Source organism: Pseudomonas synxantha BG33R (genome assembly GCF_000263715.2).
In the GTDB taxonomy this organism is placed as follows: domain Bacteria; phylum Pseudomonadota; class Gammaproteobacteria; order Pseudomonadales; family Pseudomonadaceae; genus Aquipseudomonas; species Aquipseudomonas synxantha_A.
The window spans coordinates 1,282,042-1,308,275 of the sequence record NZ_CM001514.1; the positions used below are offsets into that span (position 1 = coordinate 1,282,042).

General features: G+C 59.7%; 22 protein-coding genes. 12 read left to right on the plus strand and 10 right to left on the minus strand.

Annotated features, from left to right (window positions below):
• Positions 1–44 precede the first annotated feature (44 nt).
• The 3 genes from PSEBG33_RS21390 to PSEBG33_RS21380 are packed head-to-tail and all read right to left on the minus strand — an operon-like array spanning position 45 to position 2,318.
• The gene (locus PSEBG33_RS21390; protein ID WP_005785196.1) at positions 45–341 is read right to left on the minus strand and encodes a cupin domain-containing protein; all 297 of its coding nucleotides are present in this window, start codon (positions 339–341) and stop codon (positions 45–47) included.
• A gap of 60 nt (positions 342–401) precedes the next feature.
• Positions 402–686, minus strand: a complete 285-nt coding sequence (locus PSEBG33_RS21385) for a putative quinol monooxygenase (RefSeq protein WP_005785198.1) — start codon at positions 684–686, stop codon at positions 402–404.
• A 12-nt stretch (positions 687–698) separates the two neighbouring features.
• Positions 699–2,318 (minus strand): FMN-binding glutamate synthase family protein, encoded by a 1,620-nt coding sequence (locus tag PSEBG33_RS21380; RefSeq protein ID WP_005785200.1) that lies wholly within the window; start codon positions 2,316–2,318, stop codon positions 699–701.
• 255 nt (positions 2,319–2,573) lie between these two features.
• Between PSEBG33_RS21380 and PSEBG33_RS21375 the strand changes: the two genes are divergently transcribed.
• Positions 2,574–2,846 carry a type B 50S ribosomal protein L31 gene (locus tag PSEBG33_RS21375; RefSeq protein WP_005785201.1) on the plus strand — a complete coding sequence of 91 codons (273 nt, stop codon included), beginning with the start codon at positions 2,574–2,576 and terminating at the stop codon, positions 2,844–2,846.
• 20 nt (positions 2,847–2,866) lie between these two features.
• Here PSEBG33_RS21375 and PSEBG33_RS21370 read toward each other — a convergent pair whose 3' ends face one another.
• Genes PSEBG33_RS21370 through PSEBG33_RS21355 form a run of 4 tightly spaced genes read right to left on the minus strand, consistent with a single transcriptional unit; the run spans position 2,867 to position 8,925 of the window.
• Positions 2,867–4,246, minus strand: a complete 1,380-nt coding sequence (locus tag PSEBG33_RS21370) for an ATP-binding protein (protein ID WP_005785203.1) — start codon at positions 4,244–4,246, stop codon at positions 2,867–2,869.
• Positions 4,243–6,060: a DAHL domain-containing protein gene (locus PSEBG33_RS21365; protein WP_005785205.1), complete on the minus strand. Its 1,818-nt coding sequence runs from the start codon at positions 6,058–6,060 to the stop codon at positions 4,243–4,245. Before PSEBG33_RS21365 ends, PSEBG33_RS21370 begins: the two co-directional genes overlap by 4 nt.
• Positions 6,057–7,025, minus strand: a complete 969-nt coding sequence (locus tag PSEBG33_RS21360) for a cytochrome-c peroxidase (protein ID WP_005785206.1) — start codon at positions 7,023–7,025, stop codon at positions 6,057–6,059. The genes PSEBG33_RS21365 and PSEBG33_RS21360 overlap by 4 nt, the downstream gene beginning before the upstream one ends.
• 25 nt (positions 7,026–7,050) lie before the next feature.
• The gene (locus PSEBG33_RS21355) at positions 7,051–8,925 is read right to left on the minus strand and encodes a putative bifunctional diguanylate cyclase/phosphodiesterase (protein WP_005785208.1); all 1,875 of its coding nucleotides are present in this window, start codon (positions 8,923–8,925) and stop codon (positions 7,051–7,053) included.
• A gap of 223 nt (positions 8,926–9,148) precedes the next feature.
• Between PSEBG33_RS21355 and PSEBG33_RS21350 the strand changes: the two genes are divergently transcribed.
• Genes PSEBG33_RS21350 through PSEBG33_RS21340 form a run of 3 tightly spaced genes read left to right on the plus strand, consistent with a single transcriptional unit; the run spans position 9,149 to position 11,375 of the window.
• Positions 9,149–10,462: an HD domain-containing phosphohydrolase gene (locus tag PSEBG33_RS21350; RefSeq protein WP_005785210.1), complete on the plus strand. Its 1,314-nt coding sequence runs from the start codon at positions 9,149–9,151 to the stop codon at positions 10,460–10,462.
• Positions 10,459–10,872, plus strand: a complete 414-nt coding sequence (locus tag PSEBG33_RS21345) for an NUDIX hydrolase (RefSeq protein WP_005785212.1) — start codon at positions 10,459–10,461, stop codon at positions 10,870–10,872. Before PSEBG33_RS21350 ends, PSEBG33_RS21345 begins: the two co-directional genes overlap by 4 nt.
• The gene (locus tag PSEBG33_RS21340) at positions 10,869–11,375 is read left to right on the plus strand and encodes a GNAT family N-acetyltransferase (protein WP_005785214.1); all 507 of its coding nucleotides are present in this window, start codon (positions 10,869–10,871) and stop codon (positions 11,373–11,375) included. The genes PSEBG33_RS21345 and PSEBG33_RS21340 overlap by 4 nt, the downstream gene beginning before the upstream one ends.
• A 279-nt stretch (positions 11,376–11,654) precedes the next feature.
• Here the strand turns inward: PSEBG33_RS21340 and metR are convergent, their stop codons facing one another.
• Positions 11,655–12,572 (minus strand): transcriptional regulator MetR, encoded by a 918-nt coding sequence (gene metR / locus PSEBG33_RS21335; RefSeq protein ID WP_005785216.1) that lies wholly within the window; start codon positions 12,570–12,572, stop codon positions 11,655–11,657.
• A 78-nt stretch (positions 12,573–12,650) separates the two neighbouring features.
• Positions 12,651–18,221 carry a dermonecrotic toxin domain-containing protein gene (locus PSEBG33_RS21330; RefSeq protein WP_005785217.1) on the minus strand — a complete coding sequence of 1,857 codons (5,571 nt, stop codon included), beginning with the start codon at positions 18,219–18,221 and terminating at the stop codon, positions 12,651–12,653.
• Positions 18,222–18,518: 297 nt separating this feature from the next.
• Between PSEBG33_RS21330 and PSEBG33_RS21325 the strand changes: the two genes are divergently transcribed.
• The 5 genes from PSEBG33_RS21325 to PSEBG33_RS21305 all read left to right on the plus strand — a co-directional run bounded on the left by PSEBG33_RS21325 (position 18,519) and on the right by PSEBG33_RS21305 (position 22,103).
• Positions 18,519–19,538: an alpha/beta fold hydrolase gene (locus tag PSEBG33_RS21325; RefSeq protein WP_005785219.1), complete on the plus strand. Its 1,020-nt coding sequence runs from the start codon at positions 18,519–18,521 to the stop codon at positions 19,536–19,538.
• Between the two features lie 54 nt (positions 19,539–19,592).
• A complete protein-coding gene (locus tag PSEBG33_RS21320) occupies positions 19,593–20,246 on the plus strand; it encodes a DsbA family oxidoreductase (protein ID WP_005785221.1) in 654 nt (217 codons plus the stop codon).
• Positions 20,247–20,404: 158 nt separating this feature from the next.
• Complete coding sequence (locus PSEBG33_RS21315) at positions 20,405–21,325, plus strand: arginase family protein (RefSeq protein WP_032803279.1); 921 nt, start codon at positions 20,405–20,407, stop codon at positions 21,323–21,325.
• Positions 21,322–21,702, plus strand: a complete 381-nt coding sequence (locus PSEBG33_RS21310) for an EamA family transporter (protein ID WP_005785225.1) — start codon at positions 21,322–21,324, stop codon at positions 21,700–21,702. Before PSEBG33_RS21315 ends, PSEBG33_RS21310 begins: the two co-directional genes overlap by 4 nt.
• Entirely contained in the window at positions 21,699–22,103 is a 405-nt protein-coding gene (locus PSEBG33_RS21305) for an EamA family transporter (protein WP_005785226.1), read from the plus strand. Before PSEBG33_RS21310 ends, PSEBG33_RS21305 begins: the two co-directional genes overlap by 4 nt.
• A gap of 134 nt (positions 22,104–22,237) precedes the next feature.
• On the opposite strand, the gene PSEBG33_RS21300 is transcribed toward PSEBG33_RS21305, so the two are convergent.
• On the minus strand, positions 22,238–23,008 hold the full coding sequence (locus PSEBG33_RS21300) for a MipA/OmpV family protein (protein ID WP_005785228.1): 771 nt from the start codon (positions 23,006–23,008) through the stop codon (positions 22,238–22,240).
• Between the two features lie 226 nt (positions 23,009–23,234).
• Here PSEBG33_RS21300 and PSEBG33_RS21295 point away from each other — a divergent pair, with 226 nt between their 5' ends.
• Genes PSEBG33_RS21295 through PSEBG33_RS21285 form a run of 3 tightly spaced genes read left to right on the plus strand, consistent with a single transcriptional unit; the run spans position 23,235 to position 26,216 of the window.
• Positions 23,235–23,939 (plus strand): MtnX-like HAD-IB family phosphatase, encoded by a 705-nt coding sequence (locus tag PSEBG33_RS21295; RefSeq protein ID WP_005785229.1) that lies wholly within the window; start codon positions 23,235–23,237, stop codon positions 23,937–23,939.
• Positions 23,932–25,326, plus strand: a complete 1,395-nt coding sequence (locus PSEBG33_RS21290) for an aspartate aminotransferase family protein (protein ID WP_005785231.1) — start codon at positions 23,932–23,934, stop codon at positions 25,324–25,326. The genes PSEBG33_RS21295 and PSEBG33_RS21290 overlap by 8 nt, the downstream gene beginning before the upstream one ends.
• Complete coding sequence (locus PSEBG33_RS21285; protein WP_005785233.1) at positions 25,323–26,216, plus strand: alpha/beta hydrolase; 894 nt, start codon at positions 25,323–25,325, stop codon at positions 26,214–26,216. The genes PSEBG33_RS21290 and PSEBG33_RS21285 overlap by 4 nt, the downstream gene beginning before the upstream one ends.
• Positions 26,217–26,234: the final 18 nt, after the last annotated feature.

Sequence of the window (26,234 nt, forward strand, 5' to 3'; positions counted from 1 at the left end):
GGTATTTGTAAGCAATTGCAAAGGTTGGATATTACTGAATGTCTCTAGACATCAATGATCACCAGAATGCCCCGGCTGCCGGTGAGCACACCGTGGGCAGTGCCGGCTTCCACGAGGTACATCTGGCCGGCGTCCACCCTGATGACTTGATCACTGATGCACAGGTGCAAGTACCCACTGATCACCAACAACCCTTCGTTGTAGTCGTGGGTTTCTTCCTCGTACGCCTGCTCATCCATGCGCAATACTTTGATCCGCGCCGGGCCAACCTGACCCAAGCGTGTGGATTTCCAACTGTCGGGCAATTGCGCGGCGATTGCAGCGAAGTCGAGTAACGGCATGTGAATCTCCTTGTTTCAACGATGCCGTCGGTGGTCCGGTTCAGCAGGCAATGGGTATTTTCAGAAAGCGTCCATCAACACGACACTGCACGGCTTGGCCTGATACGCGTTGATCTGCGGCACCAACCGTTTGAAGTGCTCGGTCTGGCAGTGCGCATCCAGCGCTGCCTGATCGGGCCATTGTTCGATAAAAATAAAATGCCCTGGGTCTTTTTGATCGACAAACAGATCGTAGGCAACGCACAGCGGTTCCTGGCGGGTTTTTTCCACCAGTTCGGCGTACCACGGGCGCACGGTTTCCAGGTGCTCGGGCTTGATAAAATCTTCAGCAATGACTTTCAACATGGCGGGCGTCCTTCAGGCAGCAGCCGTTTCATGGGGCTCAAAACTGTCCGCCCGCGCCATCTGCCACATGCGCGAATAGAACTCGCCGTTCACGTCTCCCGTGAGCAATTCGCCGGGCTTCAAGAACACATGCAACTGCGAAAACAGCTTGATCTCGGTAGCCGACATGCGTCGCACCAAGTGCTTGGCCGACAATTGCGACGGGTGATCGAGCCCTGCGGCGGCGAGCATTTCGGCCAGGGCGTGCAGCGTGTTGCGGTGGAAGTTGAACACACGCTGGGCCTTGTCCGGCACGACCAGGGCTCGTTGGCGTAGTGGGTCTTGCGTGGCCACGCCGGTCGGGCATTTGTTGGTGTGGCAGGACTGCGACTGGATGCAGCCAATGGCGAACATGAAGCCGCGTGCCGAGTTGGCCCAGTCGGCGCCGATGGCCAGGACGCTGGCGATATCGAACGCACTGACAATCTTGCCGCTGGCGCCGAGTTTGATTTTGTCGCGCAGGTTCAGGCCCACCAGGGTGTTGTGCACAAACAGCAAGCCTTCACGCAGCGGCACGCCGATATGGTCGGTGAACTCTACGGGGGCGGCGCCTGTGCCACCCTCCTTGCCATCGACCACGATAAAGTCGGGGAGGATGCCGGTTTCGAGCATGGCCTTGGCGATGCCCATGAATTCCCATGGATGGCCCAGGCAGAACTTGAAACCCACGGGTTTGCCGCCGGACAGTTCACGCAATTGGGCGATGAATTGCATCAGTTCGATGGGCGTGGAAAACGCACTGTGGCGCGACGGCGAGATGCAGTCTTCGCCCATCATGATGCCGCGGGTGTCGGCGATTTCCTGGGTGACCTTGTGCTTGGGCAGGATCCCGCCATGGCCGGGCTTGGCGCCCTGGCTCATCTTGATTTCAATCATGCGCACCTGCGGGTTTTGCGCCTGCGCGGCAAAGCGTTCCGGGTCGAAACGGCCGTCGCTGGTGCGGCAGCCGAAGTAGCCGCTGCCCAGTTCCCAAGTCAGGTCGCCACCGTTTTCACGGTGGTAGGGGCTGATGCTGCCTTCACCGGTGTCGTGGGCAAAGTTGCCGAGTTTGGCGCCTTGGTTGAGGGCGCGAATCGCGTTGGCGCTCAACGAGCCGAAGCTCATCGCCGAGATGTTGAACACCGACGCCGAGTACGGTTGTGTGCACTGCGGGCCGCCGACCATCACGCGAAATGCGCTGGGGTCGCTCAAAGGTGCCGGGCGCATGGAGTGGCCGATAAATTCGAAGCCCGACTGGTATACATCGATCAAGGTGCCGAAGGGCTTGTCTGCGGTTTCGTTCTTGGCGCGCGAATACACCAGCGAACGCTGGGCCCGGGAGAAGGGCAGGGCGTCGCTGTCGGACTCGAGCAGGTATTGGCGGATTTCCGGGCGGATGCCTTCGACCAGGTAACGGATATTGCCCAGGATCGGGTAGTTGCGGCGCACCGCGTGGGGGCTTTGCAGCAGGTCGAAAATGCCGATCAGGCTGAGGATGCCGGTGACCAGGGTAATGGGCCACAGCCATTCATGTTCGATAAAGGGCAGGCTGGCGAGGGTGAAAATGACGCACACAGCAAAGAAGGCGTAGCGGCTTAACAAGGACAGGCTCATACGGTTTCCTTGGGTTCGGACTCTTCAGGTCGATCACCCATTCTGCGCCTCTGAGGAAACCCTAGACAACCTGTGGGAATAATCAGTTTGACCTCATCACTAGGACAGACTGGCCCGCAATAGACAATTGGCGACCTACAGTGAGCTTTCGGGACAAGCTATAGGCTTAGGGTTATTGCAATACGTTCTCGTTTGTCTGCATTGTTTGTGTTACTGTATAACACTCAAGTTGCACTCAAACGCCCCGGAGGCTTTATGAAAGCTGGTATCCACCCCGACTACCGCACCGTACTGTTCCACGACACCGCCGCCGACGTGTACTTCCTCATCGGCTCCACTGCCGACAGCGACCGCACCCACACGCACAGCGACGGCAACACCTATCCCTATATCCCGTTGGACGTTTCAAGTGCTTCGCACCCGGTCTATACCGGCCAACAGCGCAAGACCCAAGCCGAAGGCCGCATTGCCGGCTTCAACAAGCGCTTTGCCTCGTTTGGTTCGAACCCGAAAAAAGCCGAAGCATGAGGATGATTCGGCGGCGTGCCCTACGCCGCCGTCTGGCGAATCGGCAACACCACGCGAAATGTCGTGCCTCTGCCCAGTTCGCTGCTGACGGAAATATCCCCGCCGTGTTTCTTGACGATGCCGTAGGACAGTGACAACCCCAGTCCAGTCCCTTCGCCCACGGGCTTGGTGGTAAAGAACGGGTCGAAAATCTTCTGTAGGCTTTCAGGGGCAATTCCGCAGCCGTTATCGGCTACTTCCAGCCAGATATTTTCGCCTTCCACACCGTTGCTGATGGTAATGGTGCCACGCTCCGGCCCCATGGCCTGGGCCGCATTGATCACCAGGTTCATCACTACCTGATTGAGCTGCGAGGCCAGGCATTCGATGTCCGGCAGGGGCGTGTAGTGCTTGACCACGTCGGCCTTGTACTTGAGTTCGCTGGCGACGATGTTCAGGGTCGAATCGATGCCTTGCTGCAGGTCAGCCAGTTGCCAGGTCTGGTCGTTATCCACGCGTGAGAAGTTCTTCAGGTCTTTGACGATCTGCACGACACGGCCAATGCCTTCCTTGGATTCGCGGATCAGGATCGGTATGTCTTCCTTGAGGAAATCCAGTTCCAGGTCGGTGCGCAAAACCTTTAGCTGATTGCGCTGTTCTGGCGCCGCGAGGTGTTCCTCACTGCGTTGATAGGCGTCGAGCATCTGTTGCAGCTGCGTGAAGTAGCTGTCGAGCGTGCTGAGGTTGGAGGAAATAAACCCCACCGGGTTGTTGATTTCATGGGCGACGCCCGCGGCGAGCTGCCCAAGGGAGGCGAGCTTTTCCGACTGCACCAGTTGGCTTTCCAGATGCTTGCGCTCGTTGATTTCCAATTGCAGCGCCTGGGTGCGTTGTTCAACCAGTTGTTCCAGCAGAGATGTCTGCAGCGACGCACGCCGGGCCATGTCCCATTTATTGGCCAGGGTATTGGCCATTTGTTGCACTTCAATATTGTCGAACGGTTTTTTCAGGATCAGCAAACGGTCATGGGCCTGCAGGCGCAACAGCAGGTCTTCCCAGGAGTAATCCGAGTACGCGGTGCACACCACCACTTGCAACTCGGGTGCGACCTGCCATAGCGCCTCGATCGTCTTCGCGCCGTCCCAGCCCTGGGGCATGCGCATGTCAACGAACGCCAGTGCATAAGGACGCTGCTGCGCCATGGCGCTGGTGAGCAAGCCCAGGCCCTCTTCGCCGCCATAGGCCGAATGCAGTTCGAACGCCTGGGCCTGGGGCTTGGCCGCTTCGCCAAACAGTGCCGACTCCATGTCATCCAGCACCTGGTTGGGCGCAGTGTCCGGCATCAGGATCTTGCGAAAATCCTCATGAATGGACGGTGTGTCATCGATCAGCAGTACACGCCGGTTGGGAGGTTGGTTCATGAGCTGCTTCCGGCAAGGGTCAGGGGAATGGTCAAGGTGAATACCGCGCCGAGGCCCGGCCCGTCGCTGTGAGCACTGAGCTGGCCGTGCATTTGCACCGCGGCCAGGGCGCAGCTGTGCAGGCCGAAGCCATGGCCTTCTTTGCGCGTGGTAAAACCATGGGTGAAGATCCGTGTCATGTTCTCGGGCGGTATGCCTTCGCCATCGTCCTTCACACTGATCTTCAAGGTGTCTTCACCCTGGGCCTCGACCTTCAGCGTGATTTGTCGTGGCCTCTCGGAAAGGTTGGACATGGCGTACTTGGCGTTGCTGATCAGGTTGACCATGATCAGCAGCAGGCGGTGTTTGTCGCCGAGGATCTGCGGTACCTGTGCGTATTCCTTGACCACAGTGACGTGGTGACGGCTCAGCGCGCCGGCGTTCATGCGCAGGGCATCGTCCATCAAGGCGCCAATATTGATCGGCTCCAGCAATGTGGCAGCGCCGGCATAGGATTGCTGGGTCGAGACGATGTCCTTGATGTGATCGATGCTTTTGCTCAGTTGCGCCAGCTCATCACTCATGCCCTGTTGCTCCACGGCGATCGCTTCCACCAGTTGGTTGAGGTAGCCGGGCAGCAATTTGCCCTTTTCATCTTCGGTGAAAAAGCTGCCCAGGTCGCCCTGGTGTGCGTTGATCAATTGCATCGCTTTGCCCAGGCCCAGCGCTTTGCTGCCGCGCAGTTTACGGCTGACCAGCTCGGCAGAAATATTCACGCTGTTGAGCACGTTGCCGACGTTGTGCAGCACGTTGGTGGCGATCTCTGCCATGCCTGCCTGGCGGGCGCTGTCCAGCAGTTCGCTCTGGGCATCCTTGAGTTGTTGGGTGCGCCGTTCCACCCGTTGCTCCAGGGTTTCGTTGGCCGATTGCAAGGCGCGATTGACGCGGTTGATCTCGGCGAAACTGCGCAGCAGGCGCACCGCCAGGTAGAGCAACAGCACCACCAGCAGCGTCGAGAAAATCAGCAGGTAGCGATGATATTGATGGTCAACGAGGTCCGCGGTCTGCTGGTCCTGATTGAGGTGGGTGGTCAGGTCATCGAGGCGCTCGGCCACCGGCACGGCAGCAATGCGTTCGAGGAGGCTGTTGACCAGCGGCTGCTCGCGCAGGATCAGCGAAATATGGTTGCTGAGGATCTCCACCGGCGCCTGGAACTCACTGGGCAGGCTCTGTTTGTTGATCGCCAGTTTGCCCAGGCCCACCAGGATATCGGCGGCGCGTTCATCGCTGGTGACCTGGGCAAACTCCAGGCTGCTGAGCAGCAGGTCGTAAGTGTCGGTGGCCACGCCTTGCAGTTGCAGCCGGCCTTGATCGTCAATCTGGTTGAATTGGGCTTGAATGTCGTCTTCGGCGGTCGGCAAAAACGCCAGCGAGTTGCGCAACACGGCGTTGTGGGACTTGAACTGATCCACCAGGCGGGCTTTTTCCTGGATGGCGGCCACATACGCTGCCTGGCTGGCTTGCCAACTCGGCAGGTCGGCAGGGTTGTGGTAGGTGTCGCGGCCTTGCAGTTCAGACCAGATACGGGTCATGTCCGAGAGGGGCGTGACCAGCGGATCGTAGTTGTGGGTAATCGCGATCCGGGCCTTGAGCACTTCACTGTCCCATTGGGCATTGAGTTGCTGAAGCTGGCGGATCAGGTCTCGGGACTGGGTATAAGTGGCTGTTTGGTCGCGGGAAGATTTGAGGTACAAAAACACCAGTGTAGAGGCCAATAACAAGGCTATCAGGCCCAGCAGCATCTGGCTGGCACGACGGCGCGAAAAACGTCTCATAGCGGCTTGCCCGCCCATTCGCCGGTCAAGGTTCTGAGAAACTGGATAATCAGTTCCTTGTCTTCTTGGGACGGAGTGCGCCCCAACTGGTACTTGAACATCACGTCGACCGCGTCCTCCAGGGTCTTGGCCGAAGCGTCGTGGAAGTAGGGCGCGGTGACGGCCACATTGCGCAGGCTGGGCACCTTGAACACGTGGCGGTCCTCTTCATCGCCGGTCAGCAGGTAGCGGCCCAGGTCCGATTCGACCGGGTTGCCACGTGCCTTGAAGTAATCGCCCATCACGCCGAATTTCTGCAACATATTGCCGCCGATATTCACGCCCTGATGGCAGGCGATACAGCCGTACTCCTTGAAACGCTGGTAGCCGTATTTTTCCTTGATCGTCAGAATTTCGGTGTTGCCCAGCAGGTACTGGTCAAATCGCGAGTTGGGCGTCAGCAGCGTGCGCTCGTAACTCGCCAGCGCGTCCTGCACGTTGGCGGCACTGACGCCATCGGCATACACCTGCGCGAAGGCGCGCTGGTAATCAGGGTGGGCGGACAGGTTGTATTCCACGGCTTTCCAGTCGCTGCCCATTTCCATCGGGCTGATGACCGCGTGCTCGATCTGCGCTTGAAGGGTGTCGACCCGGCCATCCCAGAACTGCTTGAAGTTCAGGCTGGCATTGAACACGGTGGGCGTATTGAGTGGCACCGGCTTGCCATCCAGGCCTAGGGAGAAAGGTTTGTTGTCGGCACCGCCGGTTTCCAGGTGATGGCAGCTGGCGCAGGACAAGCTGTTATTAGCCGATAAGCGCGGCTCATTGAACAGCCGACGGCCCAGCTCAACCTTGGCCGGATCCTGTAGGGGAACACTCGGCAACGGCTTGAGCGCTTCGTCCAGCGGTGCGGCTGCGAGTGCTGCGCCGGTGCACAGGCAAAACGCGAGCACAAGGCTGAATCGGGTAGTTGAAACGTTGCTCAAGCGAGCACTCCTTGCAGGCCTAGGGCTATGGATGGGGCATCAGTGTCGCGCAACCCACTTGCAGCAACTGCACGAAATCCTTGGGGGGCAACGCCTTGCTGAAGAGGAAACCCTGGCCCTCTTCACACTTGTGGGCCTTGAGGAAATTGAGTTGCTCGACGGTTTCCACGCCTTCGGCAATGATGTTCAGCTCCAGGCTCTTGCCCATGCCGATGATAGCGCTGATCAGTTGTTCGTCCTGGTTATTTACGCTGAGGCCGCGCACGAAGGACTGGTCGATTTTCAGCACATCGATGGGAAAGCGCCGCAGGTAGCTCAGACTCGAATAGCCGGTACCGAAATCATCCAGCGCCAGACGCACGCCCATGGCCTTGATTCTGCGCAGGGTATCTACGGTCTCGTCGACATTCTGCATCAGCACGCTTTCGGTGATTTCCAGCTCCAGCTGGGCGGGCGGCAGGCCGGTTTGCTTGAGGATGGCGGCCAGGTTGTCGACGAAGTCCCGTTGGCGAAAGTCGATCGCCGAGATGTTCACCGACATGCGCAGCGGCGCCAGGCCCAGATCCCGCCAGGCTTGGGCTTGCTCGCAGGCTTGGCGCAACACCCACTGGGTCAGGCGCACGATCAGCCCGCTGTCTTCGGCCACCGGAATAAACTGCGCCGGGCTGATCCAGCCTGACTGCGGTTCAAACCAGCGGGTCAACGCCTCGGCGCCGACGATCCGCCCGGACGCCAGATCCAGCTTGGGTTGGTAATGCAGGACGAACTCATGGCGTTCCAGGGCCTGGCGCATCGCGCTCTCCAGGTTTTGCTGGTGCTGGGCGCGGCGGTTCATGTCTTCGGTGTAAAAGCTGAAGTCGTTGGGGCCGCGTTCCTTGCTGGTGCGCATGGCGGTTTCGGCGTGCTTGATCAGTTGCACCGCATTGGTACTGTCATTGGGGTAAATGCTGATACCCAGGCTAGCGGTGACGTTCAGGTCGTGCCCCGCAATATGACGCGTTGCGCTGACGGCGCTGAGCAGTTTTTGCGCAATGTGTTGGGTTTGCTGAGGGTGCTGGATATCGTTGAGCAGGATCACGAATTCATCGGCGCCGTAGCGAAACGTTGAGTCCGAAGCGCGTACCGTCGCCACCAGGCTGCGACTGACGTGCTGCAGCACTTCATCGCCCACCGGATAGCCAAGGGCGTTGTTGATGCGTTTGAAGCGGTCCAGCCCGATAAACATCACCGCCAGTTGCGAGTCATGCCGCCGGCCCAGGGCGATGGCCTGGGTCAGCCGGTCGCCGAGTAACGTGCTGTTGGGCAACTCGGTGAGGGCATCGTATTGCAACAGGTGCGAGACCTTCAGCAGTTCCTGCACACGTTCTTCAATGATGCGTTCCAGGCCGAGCACCTTGTGGGCCACGTCCTGGACCAGTTGCCATTTCCAGGTCAGTGCGCTGGCCATCTGGCGGATTTCCAAGGGGTCGAAAGGTTTTTTCAGGATCAGCAACTGATCGCTGTATTTCAGTCGCGCTTCGATGGCCTCAAAGGAATAGTCGGAGTAGGCGGTGCACAGGGCGATTTGCAGGTTGGGGTCGACGTTCCATAGCTGTTCGATGGTTTGCAGCCCGTCCCAGCCGGGCGGCATGCGCATGTCGATAAACACCATGGCGTAGGGGGCGTTGTCCGCCAGCGCCTTGTTCACCAGCGCCAGCGCTTCCTGACCCTGGTAGGCGGAATCCAGCTCGAACGCTTGGCGCAACGGTGCAGTGGTGCCGAACAGGGTCGACTCCAGGGTGTCGAGGGAGGGCTTGGCGTCTTCATCGGCGCAGAGGATCTTGCGAAAGTCCTGATGGATCGAGGCGGTGTCATCGACGATGAGGATGCGACGGTTGGCCCGTTCACCTTGGGTGTTCATGGCGCGTCTGGCCTAGGCAAAAGACTTGATGGCATAGCGATTCCTTCCCTGGCTGGACTGCGTAGCTCGGTGCCCACTGGCAGTGACAGCATAGTCGAGCTCCTTGATATCGACGGCCAGTTGGCGTCAAATCAACAGCGCTGTGCGCCGGGAGCCGGTACGGGCACGCCCCCCCCCCGCGTCAATCTAGCTTAACTTCGTTCAATTTGAAGGCAGAGTCACCATGGATGAACAACTCGCTACGAAGTCTGCCGTTTTGCTGGTTGACGATGAGGAATCGATCCTCAATAGCCTGCGCCGCTTGCTGCGCGGCCAGCCTTACGAGGTGTTATTGGCCACCAGCGGCGCCCAGGCGCTGGAGATCATGGCCAGTCGGCCCGTGGATTTGGTGATGAGCGATGCGCGTATGCCCGGTATGGACGGGGCCACGCTTCTGGCGCAGGTTCACCGCCTGTATCCCGCCACCGGCCGCATCCTGCTCACCGGTTACGCAGACCATGACACCATCATCAAGGCAATCAATGACGGGCAGATCCACCGTTACATCAGCAAGCCCTGGAATGACGCAGAGCTGATACTGGTGCTGCAGCAGTGCCTCGAACACCAGCGGCTCCAACACCTGACCCGCGAGCAGAACGAGCAGCTCAAAGCGCTCAACGCCACCCTGGAAAAACGCGTGACCGCGCGCACCGCCGAGTTGCAGCAGACCGCCGATATGCTCGACCTGGCCTATGACGAGCTCAAGCGCAGCTACGTGACCGGCACTGAAGTGTTTTCGCTGTTGGCCAACCTGCGCTTGCCCAAGAACAAGCAGACCAACCGCGCGTTGATCGAGCTGATCCGCGTGTGCTGTGCCGCCCAGTCCCTGGATGAAGCCAGCACCCGCGACCTGACCATGGCCGCCGCGCTGTACAACATCGGCAAGCTGAGCTGGAGCGACAGCATGATGGTGTCGCCGGCGGACAAGCTGCACAGCACCGACCGCGCGCAGTATCGCGAGTACCCGACCCAGAGCGAATCACTGTTGATGACCCTGGAGCCGATGAAGGATGCAGCGCGGATCATTCGTCATCACCAGGAGCGCTGGGACGGCTCGGGGTTTCCCGACCACCTCAAGGGCGACGCGATTCCGTCGGGTTCGCGCCTGCTGAAACTGGCCGTGGACTTCATCGAGTTGCAAAAGGGCCTGATCCTGGAGCGGCACCTGAACAGCGACGAAGCGCTGCTGTATATCCGCAAATACGCCGGGCGTTTGTATGACCCGGCGCTGGTGGAAGACTTTGTGCTGGCCTGCGCGACTTTCCTCAGTGACGTGACCCTGGGCGACCCTACGGTCAAAGTCCTCACTACCCGCGAACTTGAAGCCGGGATGGTGCTGGCCCGCAACCTCAATGCCGACAACGGCATGTTGCTGCTCAACGCCGGCAAGGTGTTGAACCTGCCGCTGGTAGACAAGCTGATTGCCTTCGAAGCCATGGAGGGTGCCAAATACAGCATATTCATCAAACAACCGGACGAGACCTCGATTCCTTCATGAGCCATTCAACTATCCGCATCGCCGCCGCCGTCCTGATCGATAAAGACGGCCAAACCCTGCTGGTACGCAAGCGCGGCACCCGGGCTTTCATGCAGCCTGGCGGCAAGATCGACGCTGACGAAACCCCGCTCCAGGCGTTGGCTCGTGAGCTGCACGAAGAGCTGAACCTGCACATCAATCCGCAAGAGGCCGTGTACCTCGGCCAATTCTCGAGCCGGGCCGCAAACGAGCCGGGTTTTATGGTGCAGGCCGATATGTACCAGCTGCATATCGACGTGGCGGTCGAACCGGCGGCTGAAATAGAAGAAATATGCTGGATCGACCCCATGGGCGACGGCGGCCTGGAGTTGGCGCCGCTGACGCGTGAGTTCATCCTGCCGCATTATCGTGCTTCCTTGCTCAGCGCATGATGATTCGCCCGCTGCAGGCTAGCGATGCCCTGGCGTATCGGGCGTTGATGCTTGAGGCTTATGGCGCTTATCCCCAGGCGTTTACCTCCAGTGTTGCCGAGCGCGCCGCGATGCCCCTGAGCTGGTGGGAAAAACGCGTGAGCAGCGCTCTGGATCACCTGCTTGGCGCATTCGAGGGCGACCAACTGGCGGGTATCGCCGGCCTGGCGTTCGAGCCGCGGGAGAAGGCGTGGCACAAGGCAACATTATTCGGCATGTATGTGAGTGCGGCTTATCAACAACGGGGATTGGGGCGGCAACTGGTAGAGGCTGCGCTGGAGGAGGCCCGTAGACACCCGCGGCTGGAACTGATCCAACTGACTGTCACTGCCGGGAATGAGGCAGCGTTTGCGCTGTACCAGCGTTGCGGCTTCATTCAGTACGGCTTGGAGCCGTTGGCGGTGCGGGTTGGTGAGGAGTATTTCGACAAGATCCACATGTGGCGTGAGTTAAAAGATCAGTGATATCCAATGTGGGAGGGGCGGTGCGACGGTTCGACTTGCTCCCGATGGCGGCCTCAGGGTTGGTTGGGATGCTGGATCAGACCGAGTACATATCCGTTATTTGGGTAACGGCTGCTATTGGTTCCGCTTTTACAGCGGGTCACTTTTGGAAAAGAGCCCCAAATCCATGGCGGATTACGGCCAGCATGGTTTGACGGGGCGCTTAAGATCAAGATCAAAAGCAGATCAGGATCAAGAGCGGCTCGCTTCGCATCGTGGTTAGGGGGGCTGCGAAGTCGCTTAACGCACTGCGCTGACCCCATCCAGGGTGGAAAACGACGTGTCCTTGGCCGTCAGCAAGAAGTCGCGCATGTACGGCGCATCCAGCATGTCCGCCCGAATGCCCGCGTACAGCGTGGCGAACAGACCTTTCTCGCCCAGGCGCTTGGCCTTCACATACCCGCGTGAGCTGTACTCATGCAGCGCCCAGTGGGGCATACCGCAGACGCCTCGGCCGCTGGCCACCAGTTGCATCATCATCACCGTCAGCTCCGAGGTGCGTACCAGGGCGGGTTCCACGTCGGCAGGTTCCAGGAAGCGGGTGAAGATGTCCAGGCGGTCTCTTTCCACCGGGTAGGTGATCAGGGTTTCCGTCAGCAGATCTTCCGGCACGATGTATGACTTGTTCGCCAGCGGGTGCTGGTTGGCCACGGCCAACATGGCTTCGTAGGTGAACAGCGGCACATAGGTGATACCCGGCAGCTCCAGCGGGTCGGAAGTCACCACCAGGTCGAGGTCTCCACGGGCCAGTGCCGGCAATGGCGCGAAGGCAAAGCCGGAGGCCAGGTCGAGCTCGACCTCGGGCCAGGCATCGCGGAACTGGTCGATAGTCGGCATCAGCCACTGGAAGCAGCTGTGGCATTCGATGGCCATGTGCAGGCGCCCGGCGGTGCCGCCTGCCAGCCGTGCGATGTCGCGTTCGGCGCCACGCAGCAAGGGCAGGGTGGCGTCCGCCAGTTGCAGCAGACGCAGGCCTGCGCTGGTAAAGCGCACAGGCTTGGTCTTGCGTGCGAACAGCGGCATGCCCAGGCGCTCTTCCAGTTCCTTGAACTGGTGGGACAAGGCGGACTGGGTCAGGTGCAGGCGCTCGGCTGCCTCCACCAGGCTGTCGGCTTCACGCAGGGCATGCAGTGTTTTTAGATGACGAATTTCCAGCACTGTGGCCTCCATGAATAGTATTTGCGCACAATGATAATTCATTGAAAGCTCTTCATGTTGGCCGCCCACCTGTTGGGATTACTTCAGCGCCTGGAAGTGCATTCTGGCGAAGGGCTTTTCGATAGACCCACGCCAGATTTTAGTGTCTACAAAGGCCAGTCCCTCTGCTGCGGCTTGCCATTTCATGCCCAAGTAGCGTTGTGCAAAGAGCTTTAAATGCGCCTTGGGGAAACTGTCGAACGAGGACTGCAGCGCGTCATAGTGAAAGTGCGCGTACCAGATCGGTTGGTCAGCCTTAGCCTGCCGGTTCGAGTCGTAGATCTCGTATTCCTGCAGGTAGTCGTCTTTGCCGTCGGGGCGTTTGTCCCTGAGCTTTTTACGCGCGCCGATTTTTCGAATCACAACTCGGCCTTTACCGACCAGATAGTCCAGGTAGCCTTCAGTCGGCGTTGGGCTTTCCAGGCTACGTTGGATCCGTAAGGCTTCGCCTGCCTGTTCAAGCGCAGTTGCACGAATGCGCAATTGATCGACAATCGGGTTGCCCGCGTCGAGGCTTTGCACGTTGTTGGCGCGAGTCCTGAGTTGTTTGGCTTCGGTGACCAGCCTGTGTTCGAGGTTGATCGGCTCCATGGTTTTGTACCCTCGCACCTGCTGTTCATAAGCATCCACTCCGTCCAGGCGGGTACGGGCATCCGCAAGTGTGGCGCGGCGGTCGGTGGGCAGCGCAGGCGGGGCGGCGGCAGGTTGGCTCTGGGTCAGGTTCAAACGGTAGGTGTTGCTGTCGCCAATCTTATCCCATACCTCAGTGGGATTGCCGTCGGCGTCGCTGATGATGAATTGTCGCGGTGATTGTTGCCCGGCGGGTTTTTCGGTGCCTATCAATAGTTGCCCGTCCTCGGTTTCAAAGGCGGTCCGAGTAGCGTTTGGATTGGGCTCGGAGGCGGGTTTCTTGATGGCCCGTTCGGCTTTTCGAATCAAGCGGTCAAGGTCTTTTTGCATGAGTTGGAAAAAGTTCGGATCGAAATGATCTGGTGACCTCTCGTTCCAGGCACTCAGATCACGTGAAAACTCTTCATAGACCTTGATGCAGTTCTGCAATATTCGATTGCGTTCAACCCGGCTGATATTGGCTTCGGGTAGGGTCATGTGCGCGGTTAGAGCGCGGCTGACGTTGTTCCTGGCCTGATTCACCGCAGTTTCCTGGTAGATCCAGTCAATGTCCACGGTTTGCTGTCGGCGGGTGATTGGGTGCAACAGTTGGCCGCTGCGCATACTGGTAATGCGCAGGTCGGTAAATCTCTGCTTCCAATAAGCCAGGTTGGCCGCGACCTCAGTGCGTGCCGTTCTGGCGGTAATGCGTTTGCTCCAGGTGCCCATGTCCTTCATCGAGCGCTCTATCACGTTAAGATCATCAAGTATGTCCAGGCGGCATTGCCTCACTTCACTGAGCAGTGTTTGAGTGATGGGGGAGGCTGAAGGCAGGTTATCCAGCTGCTGGATGATCGCCATGGATCGGTCAAATGACGCCACGGACCGATTGGTGGCATGGTGAATCAGGTGATTGAGTCGGTCAGACACAATGTGGGCTGTTTTACTCAGTTGTACAGCATAGTTGAAGTTGGGTAGGCGGACTTGCTGTTGCTGGGCCAGTTCGAGCGACGTATACATCTTCTTGGCGCTTTCGATGTCCCTGGCCAGGTCGACATCCAGGGCTTTGCTGTCTGTTGTTCTTTGAGTGGACGCGACTTGGGGGTCTGGATAGTCGTTTGCGTGTTTTCTTAATTTTGCGGTGCAGGCATCGACTTGGGTCACAAGGTCGTTGTGTTGGGTTATCACATTTTTACCGAGCGTAGCGCGCTGCGTATTGACCTCTAGCGCGGATGCCGGGAGTTCTCGATTGACTGCAGGTGGAACGCTCCCCGGCTGGCCTCCCCCGCGTCCTCCGCGCCGGCTGCCACCGCCATAAACGGTGTTGCGACCACCGTGCAGCGCGCCGTAGGTGTCCCATTGCAGGGCAGGGTCCAGTTCAATGACCACGCTGTCATACCTGTTTCTGGCAATCAGGCGCATTTCTGCGGTGTGGGCGTCGAACCTGACCCTGTAGTAACGACCTTCACTGAGGATGAAGTAATCGCCGGACACATTATGGCGCAAGGTGTGGCGATAGGGCCCGGTCAACACCGGTTGCAGATTGCCGGCCTTAATGGTCTCGGGGTGTTCGAAGCCGGCGAAGCGCTCGCGGGTGGTTGTCCCCTGGCGTGACTTCAATGATCGCCACAAGCTGGTGCCAGGCAGGTGTTTGAGCTGATGAGCGCGAGTCATTTGCCGGGCCGCACTGCCGCGTGGACCGGGTAAGGCGGCGGATATCGCGACGTCCCCAACCGCCTGGGCCAGAGACTGGAGCGCCGAGATCATTTGTTCGAGGCCTTGTTTGGTGTCACCTCGCCGAAACGCGGCCACCGCTTGATTCATGGTGGTGGAGGCGTCCACAAGGGATACGACGGCACCTACAAAGGGCACAAAAGACACGGCGATTTTGATACCGAGAAGAAGCGTTCCGCTCTTGAGTGCGTACCGTTCATTTGCCAAGTCGTCGTTGGAGCGTGCGTCATTGCGGTTGGCCTCGATCAGGCGGCCCATTTGGGCATCCAACTGATAGGCAGCCAGGGACGTGGTGGCCGGCCAGGGGAAGCCGGCCTGGATCATTGCATTGTATCTTTTGCCGATGGCGTCGCCGATGCGCCCGACGTGGGCCCGCACATCACCCTTGATCGCGCGCCCCGCCACGTAGGTCGCCATGGAGTCGAGGTTGCACAGCTCAAATAGGGCAATGCGCGCCTGCTCAAGGCTGGTAAACCCACGCAAGTAGCGTTCATCGGGCGCCTCAGGCAGATAGAGCAAGGTATTTCCCGAGTTTTGCTCTTCGATAAACGTGATACCCGACAGCGTGATTGGGCTCTCGTCGTTCGTATCCTTGCCGCCTGCGCTCAGGTGGGCCGGCAGTAGGCGGATGCGCTTGCCATCAATGTTCCAGGCGGCATCGGTGGCGGCGTCAATCGCGATGTTCAGCAGGTGCAATTGGCCTGTGTCTATGTGGTTTTGCATGACGGCCAGTCTGCCCTGCATCTTGAGCAATAGACGCAGAGGTTCTGTCAGGCATTCGTGTCGGTATTGCTTCTGGTGCATGGACTCCTCTGGTCCACCTTTGAATGTTTGGCGGATAAGGTCTTCATACTTCTGCGCCAGGTTGAGATCGCGAATGGTGCTGGCCAGGTACCGCTCCGTCACTCCAGCCTTAAGTACATCGCGCTCATTGACGTCGTCGGCGGTGACCTCGACGCTCACGAACTTCAGGCGTGCACTGAGGGCACTGTCGAGATTTTGCAGCGCCAGTGAGTCCAGAGATACCTTGCTGCGTTCAGCGCTGGGCTCGTCGAAGAGGATATGGGGTGCGTTCGGTAATGAATCGAGGAAAATATTAGGTTTTTGCACCACCGAGTCGGGCAATTCCAGGTCGAGAGTAAAACCTTGCTTAAGGGAGAAATCCTTGCGTAAACGTGCGTCGACCGTTTTCCTGACAAACTCGTCTCGAGGTGACAACGAGCGCTCCATCAGCGCTTGCGCGTTTTTCAGGGCACGAACGTAGGTCGGGAGCATCGCCTTGAAGGCTTCTCGATTTTCAGCGGTGTTTGTGCGCAGCCACTCTGGCAGCAGCTCGGCAAGCATCTGGCTGTTGTGTTGCTCGATAAGCTGTAAAAACGCCACTTCGCGTGCCATGTTATTGGGGAGCAGCAGCGTCGGGAGTGTTTGCTTGCGCAGTATTTCCAACTCACTGGCAAGTCTTGATGCTTGTTCGGGGGCGGACCAGGTTTGGCGCAGGCTCGCGGCTTGTTCTTCGAAGGCGGTTTGTTGACTGCTCAGGCTGTACTCGAAGGGGGCTTGTGTCAATGGCTTGAACCGCAGGGCCAGCACCTCATCTTGGGGATGGATGGCGAACAAACCTTCTTCCAGCGCCTGTCGGGAGGCGAAGCGTTGCAAGCCGCCGTCGTTACCGGGCCAGTAGACGAAATGCGTGCCGCTGCCGTTGGTACGGGGTTGCGGGGCCTGGGGGGGGAGCAAGACCAGCGGTCCGTTGAGTTCGGTGTGTGTCGGTTGGAGATCGCCGGGCCGCTTGACCGACAACATCAACGCCATGACGTCGGGCTTAGGCGTGTCGAGGGCGCTGGTGATCTGTAGCAGTTCGGCTTCGGTGATCTGGTCCAGGGTTCGCTGAATGTTCGCTTCGATCCGCAGCCCCTGCACGCGCGCCTGGTAGAGCGCGGAGTAGTGGGTGTTGAGTGCGGCTAAATCCAGGTGCCTACGGTTCAGCATGGCGCGTGCCGCGTCTTCAGCGGCGCGTTGCTGCACTTTCAGGTTATTGAGTTGCTGCTCGAACGATTGCCAGGCTGGGCTCGTCGGGGTGTTGCTGCCGAGCAGTTTTTCCAGGGCAAGGCGGTGCTGCCGTATCAAGACCTTGCGTTGGCTGGCGTGTATGCCGTTATGCAGCAGGCCGAACTGTGGCAGGTCGCTGTCGACCTGTGCATCGACGGTCGTCCCCGGTTGTTCGGGCGCTTGCGCAAAGAGTGCCTGGGCCCGGCGCTGGACATCGCGTTGGTCAATATGCTGGCTGGCTTGGTAGGCATCGTGGAGCTTGACGTGGGCCAACGGCTTGATCGCGTCCTCGTATTGCTGGTTGGCCAACTGCTTGAGCCAAAGATTGAGGCCGGCTTCCAGCGGGTTGTTGTTGATCTTGTACTCGATGATGGCCAGGGGATCGATGTCGCTGGCTGCGAACAACGTGGTCTGCCGGTCGAGCAACCAGCGTTCCAGGTCCAGGCGCCGGCTAAAGGTATGCCAGGCAGGCGCCTGTGTCGGCAGGTACACCAGTTGGCTGACCGGTTGTTCTGTATCCAGGGTCAGGACCCAGGCGCCGGGCAGCGCGATGGTATTGGCCCCGGTGCGCTTGAGCAACAGCTGCTCGGCGCAGAATTTTGGCGCGTCGGCCGTGGGCGCTACCGGGTTGATCAGTGAGAACAACGGTGTGAGCACTTCGGGATGGACCTTGTTCTCGGCCAGCAAGTGTTCTCCGCTGGCTTCGAAGTGGATCCGGTAGAGTTCGATCGCCCGGTTGAGGCAGGTCAGAGGCGTATTGGGGGCCCGCTCCGTGCGCCAATAGCGCAACCAGTTGTCCTCTATGGCTTGCTCCAGATCCAGGGTTTTAAGCTCATTGAGCAGTTGGGCAGCGGTGTGCTGCGCCAAGGTGTGTTGCGCTGGCAGGTAAAGCAGGTTGCATTCCGGTATTTGCGCGGTGTCCAGGCTGGGGTGTTGCTGCAGGTAGAGGCAGGCATCGGTCAGGCTGATCAGGCTGCGGCCACGTTGTTCGGTGGCGGAGAACTGCAGCATCACGCGCTCGCCGTCCAGTTGCAGATCGGTTTGGAGCAGGCGGTTGATCGAACTGCGAACCGTGGGAATGCCGGCCATCAGCGTGAGCATATCGCTGCGGCAGTCTTGCCAGCGTTGTGTGGCGTCGACCAACAGGTCTTCGTCAATGCTCGTTAGCGGCAGTGGAGACCAGGCGCCGAAATCGGTGGGGCTTGTTGTGTGGGTCATGGTTTCAATCCTTGAAGTAGAGCATACGCAGTGACTGGCGAGTGCGCATGGCACGACCTGTGGTGATCGGTTCCTGGGCCTTGCTGCGTAGTTGCGCCTGGAGGGCCATGGGATCGTGCTCGCGTAAATAAAGGGAGCCTCATTAACGTTGAGCAAGCGCAAGGTTGTGGCCTACATAGTTAGAGACCGATGACCGTTTAGCGTCATTCATCAAATTGTCATGCAACCGTGGCAGCGCGCTTGCACAAACTTCATCAGACTCGCGCTCTACTGGGGTTCTGCGTTTCGGTGTTTTTCATGCGTGTGTTGCTTCTACTGGCCGCTCTTTTATTCGGCCTGCCGTCTTTTGCGGCTTCTCGATGTGATGTCAATGTCCCGACCCAAACCGTCGACCTGGAAAAGGTGAGCATCGCCTACCAGAGCATCGGGCGGGCGTCAGACCCTGCCTTGCTGCTGGTGATGGGCCTGGGTGGGCAGTTGATCCACTGGCCGGATGAAGTGGTGGTCGCCCTGTGCGAGCAAGGGTTTCGGGTGATCCGCTACGACAACCGTGACGTCGGCCTGTCCACCTGGCGGCAAGCGCCGGCCAGTGCCAACCTGACCTTCGAGGTGCTGCGCTACAAGCTCGGCTTGCCGGTGGCTGCGCCATATACGTTGACCGACATGGCCGACGACGCGCTGGGCTTGATGGATGCGTTGCAGGTGCAGCAATTCCATGTCCTTGGCGCAAGCATGGGCGGCATGATCGCCCAGCACCTGGCGGCAATGGCGCCGCAGCGGGTGGAAAGCCTCACCTTGATCATGACCAGCTCCGGCGCCGAGGGCCTGCCCGCCCCGAACGCGGCACTCGTGCAATTGCTCTCGCGGCGCAGCGCGCCCAATCGCGAAGTGGCTCTGGAGCAGCAAGCCGATTTGCTCGCAGCGCTGGGCAGCCCGAATGTAAAGGATGATCGTCAGGCGTTGCTGCATCAGGCGGCGCAGTCCTACGACCGCGCGTTTAACCCGGAAGGCGTGAAGCGTCAGATCATGGCGATCCTTGCCGAACCGAGCCGCGTGCCGTTGCTCAACCAACTGCGCGTGCCGACCCTGGTGGTGCACGGCACGGCCGATCCGTTGTTACCGGTGATGCATGGTGTGCACCTGGCCGCGCATATCCAGGGTAGTCAGCTGAAATTGATCCCGGGTCTGGCCCACCGTTTCCAGGAAGCGTTCAAGGCGCCGTTGCTGGCGGCGGTGTTGCCTTACCTGCAAGCCCATCGCCAGGATACGGCGCACTGGGCGCAGATTGATCAGGGCGAGCGGTCGAAGCTGCTGTAGCGGTGGTGTATCGTGTAGCTTTGCGGCGCATTAATGCCAGCGAGGTTGCCTACCATGAGTACTGCCCTGAAAATCGATTTCGTCAGCGACGTGTCCTGCCCCTGGTGCATCATCGGCCTGCGCGGCCTGACCGAAGCCCTTGACCAGCTTGGCGCCGAGGTGCAGGCAGAGATTCATTTCCAGCCGTTCGAGCTGAACCCGAACATGCCCGCCGAAGGTCAGAACATCGTCGAGCACATCACTGAGAAATACGGCTCCACCGCCGAAGAATCCCAGGCCAACCGTGCGCGCATCCGCGACATGGGCGCAGCGTTGGGCTTCGCTTTTCGCACCGACGGCCAGAGCCGCATCTACAACACCTTCGATGCGCATCGCCTGTTGCATTGGGCCGGGTTGAAAGGCTTGCAGTACAACCTCAAGGAAGCCCTCTTCAAGGCGTACTTCAGCGATGGCCAGGACCCGTCCGACCACGCGACCCTGGCGATCATTGCCGAAAGCGTCGGCCTGGACTTGAAGCGCGCCGCCGAAATTCTTGCCTCTGATGAATATGCCGCCGAAGTGCGCGAGCAGGAAAAACTGTGGATCACCCGCGGAGTGACCTCGGTGCCGACCATTGTGTTCAACGACCAGTACGCTGTCAGCGGCGGCCAGCCGGCTGAAGCCTTTGTGGGCGCGATTCGCCAGATCATTGCCGAAGCGCGATCCTGACGCCGCTCTAATGTGGGAGCAGGCAAGCCAGCTCCCACACTTGATACTCATTGTTTTCAAAAACGGCGCTCATCCAAGCGCTGGCCCATCCCTTGCATTACCCCCCTAAAGCCCGGCCGGCCTGCGGTTGGGCGCTGCCATTAGGGGTGAAAACTACCTTGAACATACTTGACCTCGACCACAGCCTAACCGGTCAGGCGCCCATTGCCCGGCGGTTGGCCAGCGGCCGGGCCACGCGTCTGGACCTGCTCGACCTGGGGCCGAAACTGCGCCTGTGGTCCACAGAAAAAACCTGGAAACGATTTACCGAACGCCTGGCCCAACGGTCTCGGCCCAGGGATGCGCGCCCGGAAATCCTGTTTGTCGGCTCCGGCGACTATCACCACCTTACGCCGGCCTTTTTGGCTGATCTGAAAGAGCCCGTCAGCCTGATCCACTTCGACAACCACCCCGACTGGGTACGCTTTGCGCCCAAGCGCCACTGTGGTTCGTGGGTCAACCGCGCACTGAAGATGCCGGCGATCAAGCGCATCGTCACCCTCGGCCCGTGCAGCGATGACCTGCATAACCCACAACTGCGTGGCGGCAACCTTGGCGCGCTCAAGCGCGGGCAATTGCAGCTGTTTCCCTGGCAGCACCCGCCGTCGAAGGTCTGGGGTCGGGTCGGTGATGGAGCGGGTCACCAGCAGCAGGAAAACCACCTGCACTGGCGCAACCTGGCAGAGCTCGATTGGGCGAAATTCCTCGACCAGATGATCGCCAGCCTGCCCACCGAAGCGATCTGGATCACCATCGACAAGGATGTGCTGGCCAGCGAAGACGCCGCCACCAATTGGGATCAGGGCGGTATGCGCCTGACCCATCTGCTCCAGGCCCTGCGGGCGTTGGCGGCGCATAAACGCATCATTGGCATCGACGTGTGCGGTGAGTTCGCCACGCCGGTGTTCAGCAACGCGTTCAAGCGCTGGGAAGCCAAGTCCGACCAGCCGCCACCGCAGCGCTGGAGCGCGCAAGACTTGCAGCGCAATGCCGCGACCAATGAGGCCTTGATCAACCTGTTTGAGGAGCTGTTCCCGTGACCCTGACCGTGGTGTTGCTGCTGGCGTTTTCCATTGTTCTCGATGTAATTGGCCAGCTGTGTTTCAAACTGGGCGTGGACCGCTTACCGCAACTCGATGACGGGTTCAGCCTGCGCGCATTCTGGGGCCAGGTGTTCAATGCTCCACTGCTCTGGGCGGGCGTCGGCGCCTATGTCATCGAGTTTTTCGTCTGGCTCGAAGCCCTGTCCCGTGCGCCATTGAGTCTGCTGTTTCCGTTGGCGGCTTTGGCCTATTGCCTGGTGGTTCTGGCGGGCAGGGTGGTGCTCAAGGAAAGGGTCAGCCCAAGGCGTTGGCTGGGCACGCTGGTGATTACCTTGGGTGTGATGTTGGTAGCGATTGCGGGGAGCCAGGCATGACGACGCAGACAGTCGATAGCGGTTGGTTACATGGGCGCCTGGGCACCCTGGTGCTGTGGGCGCTACTGATTGCCACCGAAAGCGCCGGGCAATTGTTTACCAAGGTGGCCGGTGATCAATTGGGGCAGATGGATTTCACCTGGCAGTGGCTGGCCGACGTGGCGCGTAACCCGGGGATCCTGGCGGCGATTGCCAGTTACCTGGGGGCGTTTTTTGTGTGGATGCTGATCTTGCGGCGCAGCAGTTTGTCGCTGGCGTTTCCCCTGAGTTCACTGGTGTTTGTGGCGGTGCTGCTGGGGTCGTGGTTGGGGTTGGGTGAGCACATCAGCCTGTTGCATTGGGTAGGGGTGGTGGTGATTATCGGTGGTATCGCGCTGTTGGCTGAGGGCGAAGAGCACTGAAGATAGTGCTATGAAACACAGTCTCAATGTGGGAGCGGGCTTGCTCGCGAAAGCAGTGTGTCAGTCCCCCGATATTTAACTGACCCATCGCATTCGCGAGCAAGCCCGCTCCCACAATTTTGCTCCCGTGTAATTCAGTCGAAGGTGTAGCTGATCGCCGTCTGCACCTGCCCCTGATTCACCTCGCCGGCCTGCTTGACGATGCTGCTCCGGGCCGCCGAGCCCACCAGATGCACCCAGCTTGCGCTGGTCAGCAGTGACCAGTGGGGCGCCAGGGGAAAAGCGAAGCTTTGGCTCAACGTCACGTTCTGGAAGCCGCCGCTGGCGTTGTAGGGCCGAAAGCCGGTGGCGGCAGCTTCGTTGTTGTCTACGCCAAAGAAGGTATTGGCCTGGCGCGCATCGGCAAAATGCGCCACCAGGCCACTGCTGCCGATAATCCCGCCGCCCAACGGGTAGCCCAGTTCGCCGCCGATCTTACCCAGGGTGCCGCTCTGGGAGTGACCGCCGCCCACGGCCTGGCCCAGCTGCGCGTAGACCCGCCAGAAATTGGCCGGGGCGTACTGGATGAAACCGCCGACCTCAGCCATGTCCGACACATTGCGCAAGCCCTGCAACTCACCGTTGGAGGTACGCCCTGCCAGGTAATTGATATAGGGGCCGGCGGTGATGCCGTGGGTGTTCAGCGCGCTCCAGGTCAGGCCGTCGTCGGTGCTCAGGCTGACGTCGCCCCAATCCAGGTCCAGGTAGGGCACGGGCCGGGTTTCGTAGCGGCTGCCGGTGGGGTCATGGGGCTGATAGCTCAGGCCCGCGCCCACGTCGCCGCTGATGCCGTCTGCCCAGGCCGCACTGGAGCAGCCCCATAGGCCGAGCAAACCTGCGAATACGGCAGAAGTGATGTTGGTCATGGTGTACGTTCCTGAGGTGACAGGCGCGCATGAACGCGCAAACCCTCGCGCCTGCGCAAGCACTCATGTTGTTTGTAGCAAGCTACAAAAATTGTAGCTTGCAGCACGCCTATCACTGCGACTCTGCCGGCAAACCCCCAGCCCGACTGGGTTTTGACTAGTTGGCACACTCCCTGCTCTATCCCTGTTGCAAGCGCATACAGCGCGCTCTCTCAGGTACAGGTAGATGATCCACTGGCATATCGTGTGTGACTTCGATGGGACCATTACCCCCACGGATGTCATCGACAACGTCCTCCAACGCTTCGCCGGCCCCGAGTGGGAAACCATTGAACAGCAATGGCTGGACGGGCATATCGGTTCACGCGAATGCCTGAGCCGCCAACTGGCGCTGATCAAGGCCACCCCAAGCGAACTGCTGGCGTATTTCGACAGCGTCGAGATCGACCCGGACTTCCCGGATTTCGTCGATCACGTCATGGACCTGGGCGCCTCTATCGAGGTGGTCAGCGACGGCATCGAGCAGGGCATCGCGCGCATCCTGTCGCGCAATTACGTGACCTTGTTGCCGATCCTCGCCAACCGTCTGCGCCAGGTCGACCAGAACAGCTGGCGTATCGACTTCCCCTACGCCAGCGATGCTTGCCGCGCCGCTTCCGGCAACTGCAAGTGCAAATCCACCCCGCGCAACAAGCGCGTACTGGTGATCGGTGACGGCAAGTCCGACATGTGCGTGGCGTCCACCGCCGACTTCGTGTTCGCCAAGGGCAGCCTCGCCGACTACTGCGTCGCCAACCACATTCCTCACGCGCGCTTCGACACCTTTGCGCAAGTGACCGCACTGCTGGCCAAGCTGCCCCAAGGCATCGCCGCCAACGCCACCACCTTCAACACCTCTTCTGACACTCAGGAACTCTTCCATCATGTCTGATATCCGTATCGCTACCGCCGAAGACCAGATCCTTCTGGATAAAGAAGCCAAGTATTGCTCCTACGGCGACACCGTTCACTACATCGAGCCTCCGCGTATTTTCAGCCGTTGCGAAGGCTCCTACGTGTGGGACACCGAAGACCAGGCTTACCTCGACCTGCAGATGTGGTACTCGGCCGTCAACTTCGGCTACGCCAACCCGCGCCTGAACAATGCGCTGAAACAACAGATCGACACCCTGCCGCAAATTGCCAGCCAGTATCTGCACAAAGGCAAGATCGAGCTCTCGGAAATGATCGCGGTCGACGCCAAGAAGAAGTTCGGTCTCGACGGCCGCGTGCACTTCAACGTCGGCGGTTCGCAGTCCATCGAAGACTCGTTGAAAGTGGTACGTAACGCCAGCAACGGCAAAAGCCTGATGTTCGCCTTTGAAGGCGGCTACCACGGCCGCACCCTCGGCGCCTCGTCGATCACCTCCAGCTTCCGCTATCGTCGTCGCTACGGCCACTTTGGCGAACGCGCCAACTTCATCCCATTCCCTTACCACTTCCGTGGCCCGAAGGGCATGACCAAGGAAGAGTACGGCAGCCATTGCGTGCAGCAGTTCGCCCGTTTGTTCGAGACCGAATACAACGGCGTCTGGGACCCCAAAACCAACCAGTGCGAATACGCAGCTTTCTATGTCGAGCCGATCCAGGGCACCGGCGGCTACGTGATCCCACCGATGAACTTCTACCGCGAGCTCAAGCACGTCCTGGACCAGCACGGCATCCTGATGGTGTCCGACGAAATCCAGATGGGCTTCTACCGCACCGGCAAACTCTGGTCGATCGAGCACTTCGATGTGCAGCCGGACGTGATCGTGTTCGGCAAGGCCCTGACCAATGGCCTCAACCCATTGGGCGGTATCTGGGCCCGTGAAGAGTTGATCAACCCGAAGGTGTTCCCGCCAGGTTCGACTCACTCCACCTTCGCCTCCAACCCGTTGGGCACCGCCGTCGGCCTGGAAATGTTCAAGATGACCAACGAAGTCGATTACGGCGCGATGGTCATGGCCAAGGGCAAGTTCTTCCTGGAAGGCTTGCAGGACCTGCAAAAACGCTTCCCGATCATTGGCGATGTCGACGGCCTGGGCCTGGCGCTGCGCTGCGAAATCTGCGGCCCGGACGGCTTCACCCCAGACAAGGCGACCCTGGACTATATGGTCGAGGAAGGCATGAAAGGCGACATGGTGGTGGACGGCCAGAAGCTGGGTCTGATCCTCGACGTGGGCGGTTACTACAAGAACGTGATCACCCTGGCACCGTCCCTGGAAATCAGCTACCCGGAAATCGAATTGGGTCTCAAGCTGCTTGAGCAACTGCTGGTGCGAGCGACCAATCGGTGAATGCGCAAGGGATCGACCTCGGTGAAGGTACCGCCGGCTTCGTTCTCGGTGAAGGTCCGGTCGGGATCCTGTTGATCCACGGCTTGACCGGCACACCGACCGAGTTGCGCCAGGTCGCCAAGGGCCTGGCCAAGACAGGCAATTGCACGGTGTATGTGCCCACGTTGGCCGGGCACTGCGGCGATAACAGCGACTTGCAGGCTACCGGCTGGCGTGACTGGTACGAAGGCGTGCGCAAGACCTTCCTGCAGGTCAAGCAACGCCACGGGCAGGTGTTTGTCGGCGGCTTGTCCATGGGCGCGGTGATGTCTATGTATGTGGCCGCCGAACACCCAGGCCAGGTCGCCGGGCTGCTGATGTACTCCACCACCCTGAAGTACGACGGCTGGAGCATCAACAAGCTGGCGTTCCTCACGCCGTTGCTGATGAAGATTCCATTCGGCGTGCACGTTTGCAGCTTCGAAGAGAAGCCGCCCTACGGCATCAAGAATGAGCGCCTGCGGGCCATCGTCGAACGGCAGATGAAGGAAGGGGAGAGCAGCGAGGCAGGGTTGCTGACCATGGAAGGCATCACCGTGCGCGAATTGCACCGCATGAACGCGGTGGTCAAGAAGCGCATGCCCGACATCAAGGTGCCGGCGCTGGTGCTGCATTCCATCGAAGACGACATCACCAGCCGCTGGAACGCCGACTACGTGGAACGCCACCTCGGTGGCCCGGTGACCAAGATTTTGCTGGATAACTGCTACCACATGATCACGGTCGACCTGCAATACCGACGGGTGATCGAGTTGAGTGCCGAGTTTGTCGAGCAGCACACAGCCTTCAGGTCAACGCCGGTCAAGGTGGGAGCTGGCTTGCCGGCGATGGCATCACTGCGGTCTGCCTGACGCACCGAGGGGCCTGCA

Bases quoted from the DNA above. Each gene is read 5' to 3' on its own strand.
- PSEBG33_RS21390 (WP_005785196.1), bottom strand. From the start codon at position 341: ATGCCGTTACTCGACTTCGCTGCAATCGCCGCGCAATTGCCCGACAGT.
- PSEBG33_RS21385 (WP_005785198.1), bottom strand. From the start codon at position 686: ATGTTGAAAGTCATTGCTGAAGATTTTATCAAGCCCGAGCACCTGGAA.
- PSEBG33_RS21380 (WP_005785200.1), bottom strand. From the start codon at position 2,318: ATGAGCCTGTCCTTGTTAAGCCGCTACGCCTTCTTTGCTGTGTGCGTC.
- PSEBG33_RS21375 (WP_005785201.1), top strand. From the start codon at position 2,574: ATGAAAGCTGGTATCCACCCCGACTACCGCACCGTACTGTTCCACGAC.
- PSEBG33_RS21370 (WP_005785203.1), bottom strand. From the start codon at position 4,246: ATGAACCAACCTCCCAACCGGCGTGTACTGCTGATCGATGACACACCG.
- PSEBG33_RS21365 (WP_005785205.1), bottom strand. From the start codon at position 6,060: ATGAGACGTTTTTCGCGCCGTCGTGCCAGCCAGATGCTGCTGGGCCTG.
- PSEBG33_RS21355 (WP_005785208.1), bottom strand. From the start codon at position 8,925: ATGAACACCCAAGGTGAACGGGCCAACCGTCGCATCCTCATCGTCGAT.
- PSEBG33_RS21350 (WP_005785210.1), top strand. From the start codon at position 9,149: ATGGATGAACAACTCGCTACGAAGTCTGCCGTTTTGCTGGTTGACGAT.
- PSEBG33_RS21345 (WP_005785212.1), top strand. From the start codon at position 10,459: ATGAGCCATTCAACTATCCGCATCGCCGCCGCCGTCCTGATCGATAAA.
- PSEBG33_RS21340 (WP_005785214.1), top strand. From the start codon at position 10,869: ATGATGATTCGCCCGCTGCAGGCTAGCGATGCCCTGGCGTATCGGGCG.
- PSEBG33_RS21330 (WP_005785217.1), bottom strand. From the start codon at position 18,221: ATGACCCACACAACAAGCCCCACCGATTTCGGCGCCTGGTCTCCACTG.
- PSEBG33_RS21325 (WP_005785219.1), top strand. From the start codon at position 18,519: ATGCGTGTGTTGCTTCTACTGGCCGCTCTTTTATTCGGCCTGCCGTCT.
- PSEBG33_RS21320 (WP_005785221.1), top strand. From the start codon at position 19,593: ATGAGTACTGCCCTGAAAATCGATTTCGTCAGCGACGTGTCCTGCCCC.
- PSEBG33_RS21305 (WP_005785226.1), top strand. From the start codon at position 21,699: ATGACGACGCAGACAGTCGATAGCGGTTGGTTACATGGGCGCCTGGGC.
- PSEBG33_RS21300 (WP_005785228.1), bottom strand. From the start codon at position 23,008: ATGACCAACATCACTTCTGCCGTATTCGCAGGTTTGCTCGGCCTATGG.
- PSEBG33_RS21295 (WP_005785229.1), top strand. From the start codon at position 23,235: ATGATCCACTGGCATATCGTGTGTGACTTCGATGGGACCATTACCCCC.
- PSEBG33_RS21290 (WP_005785231.1), top strand. From the start codon at position 23,932: ATGTCTGATATCCGTATCGCTACCGCCGAAGACCAGATCCTTCTGGAT.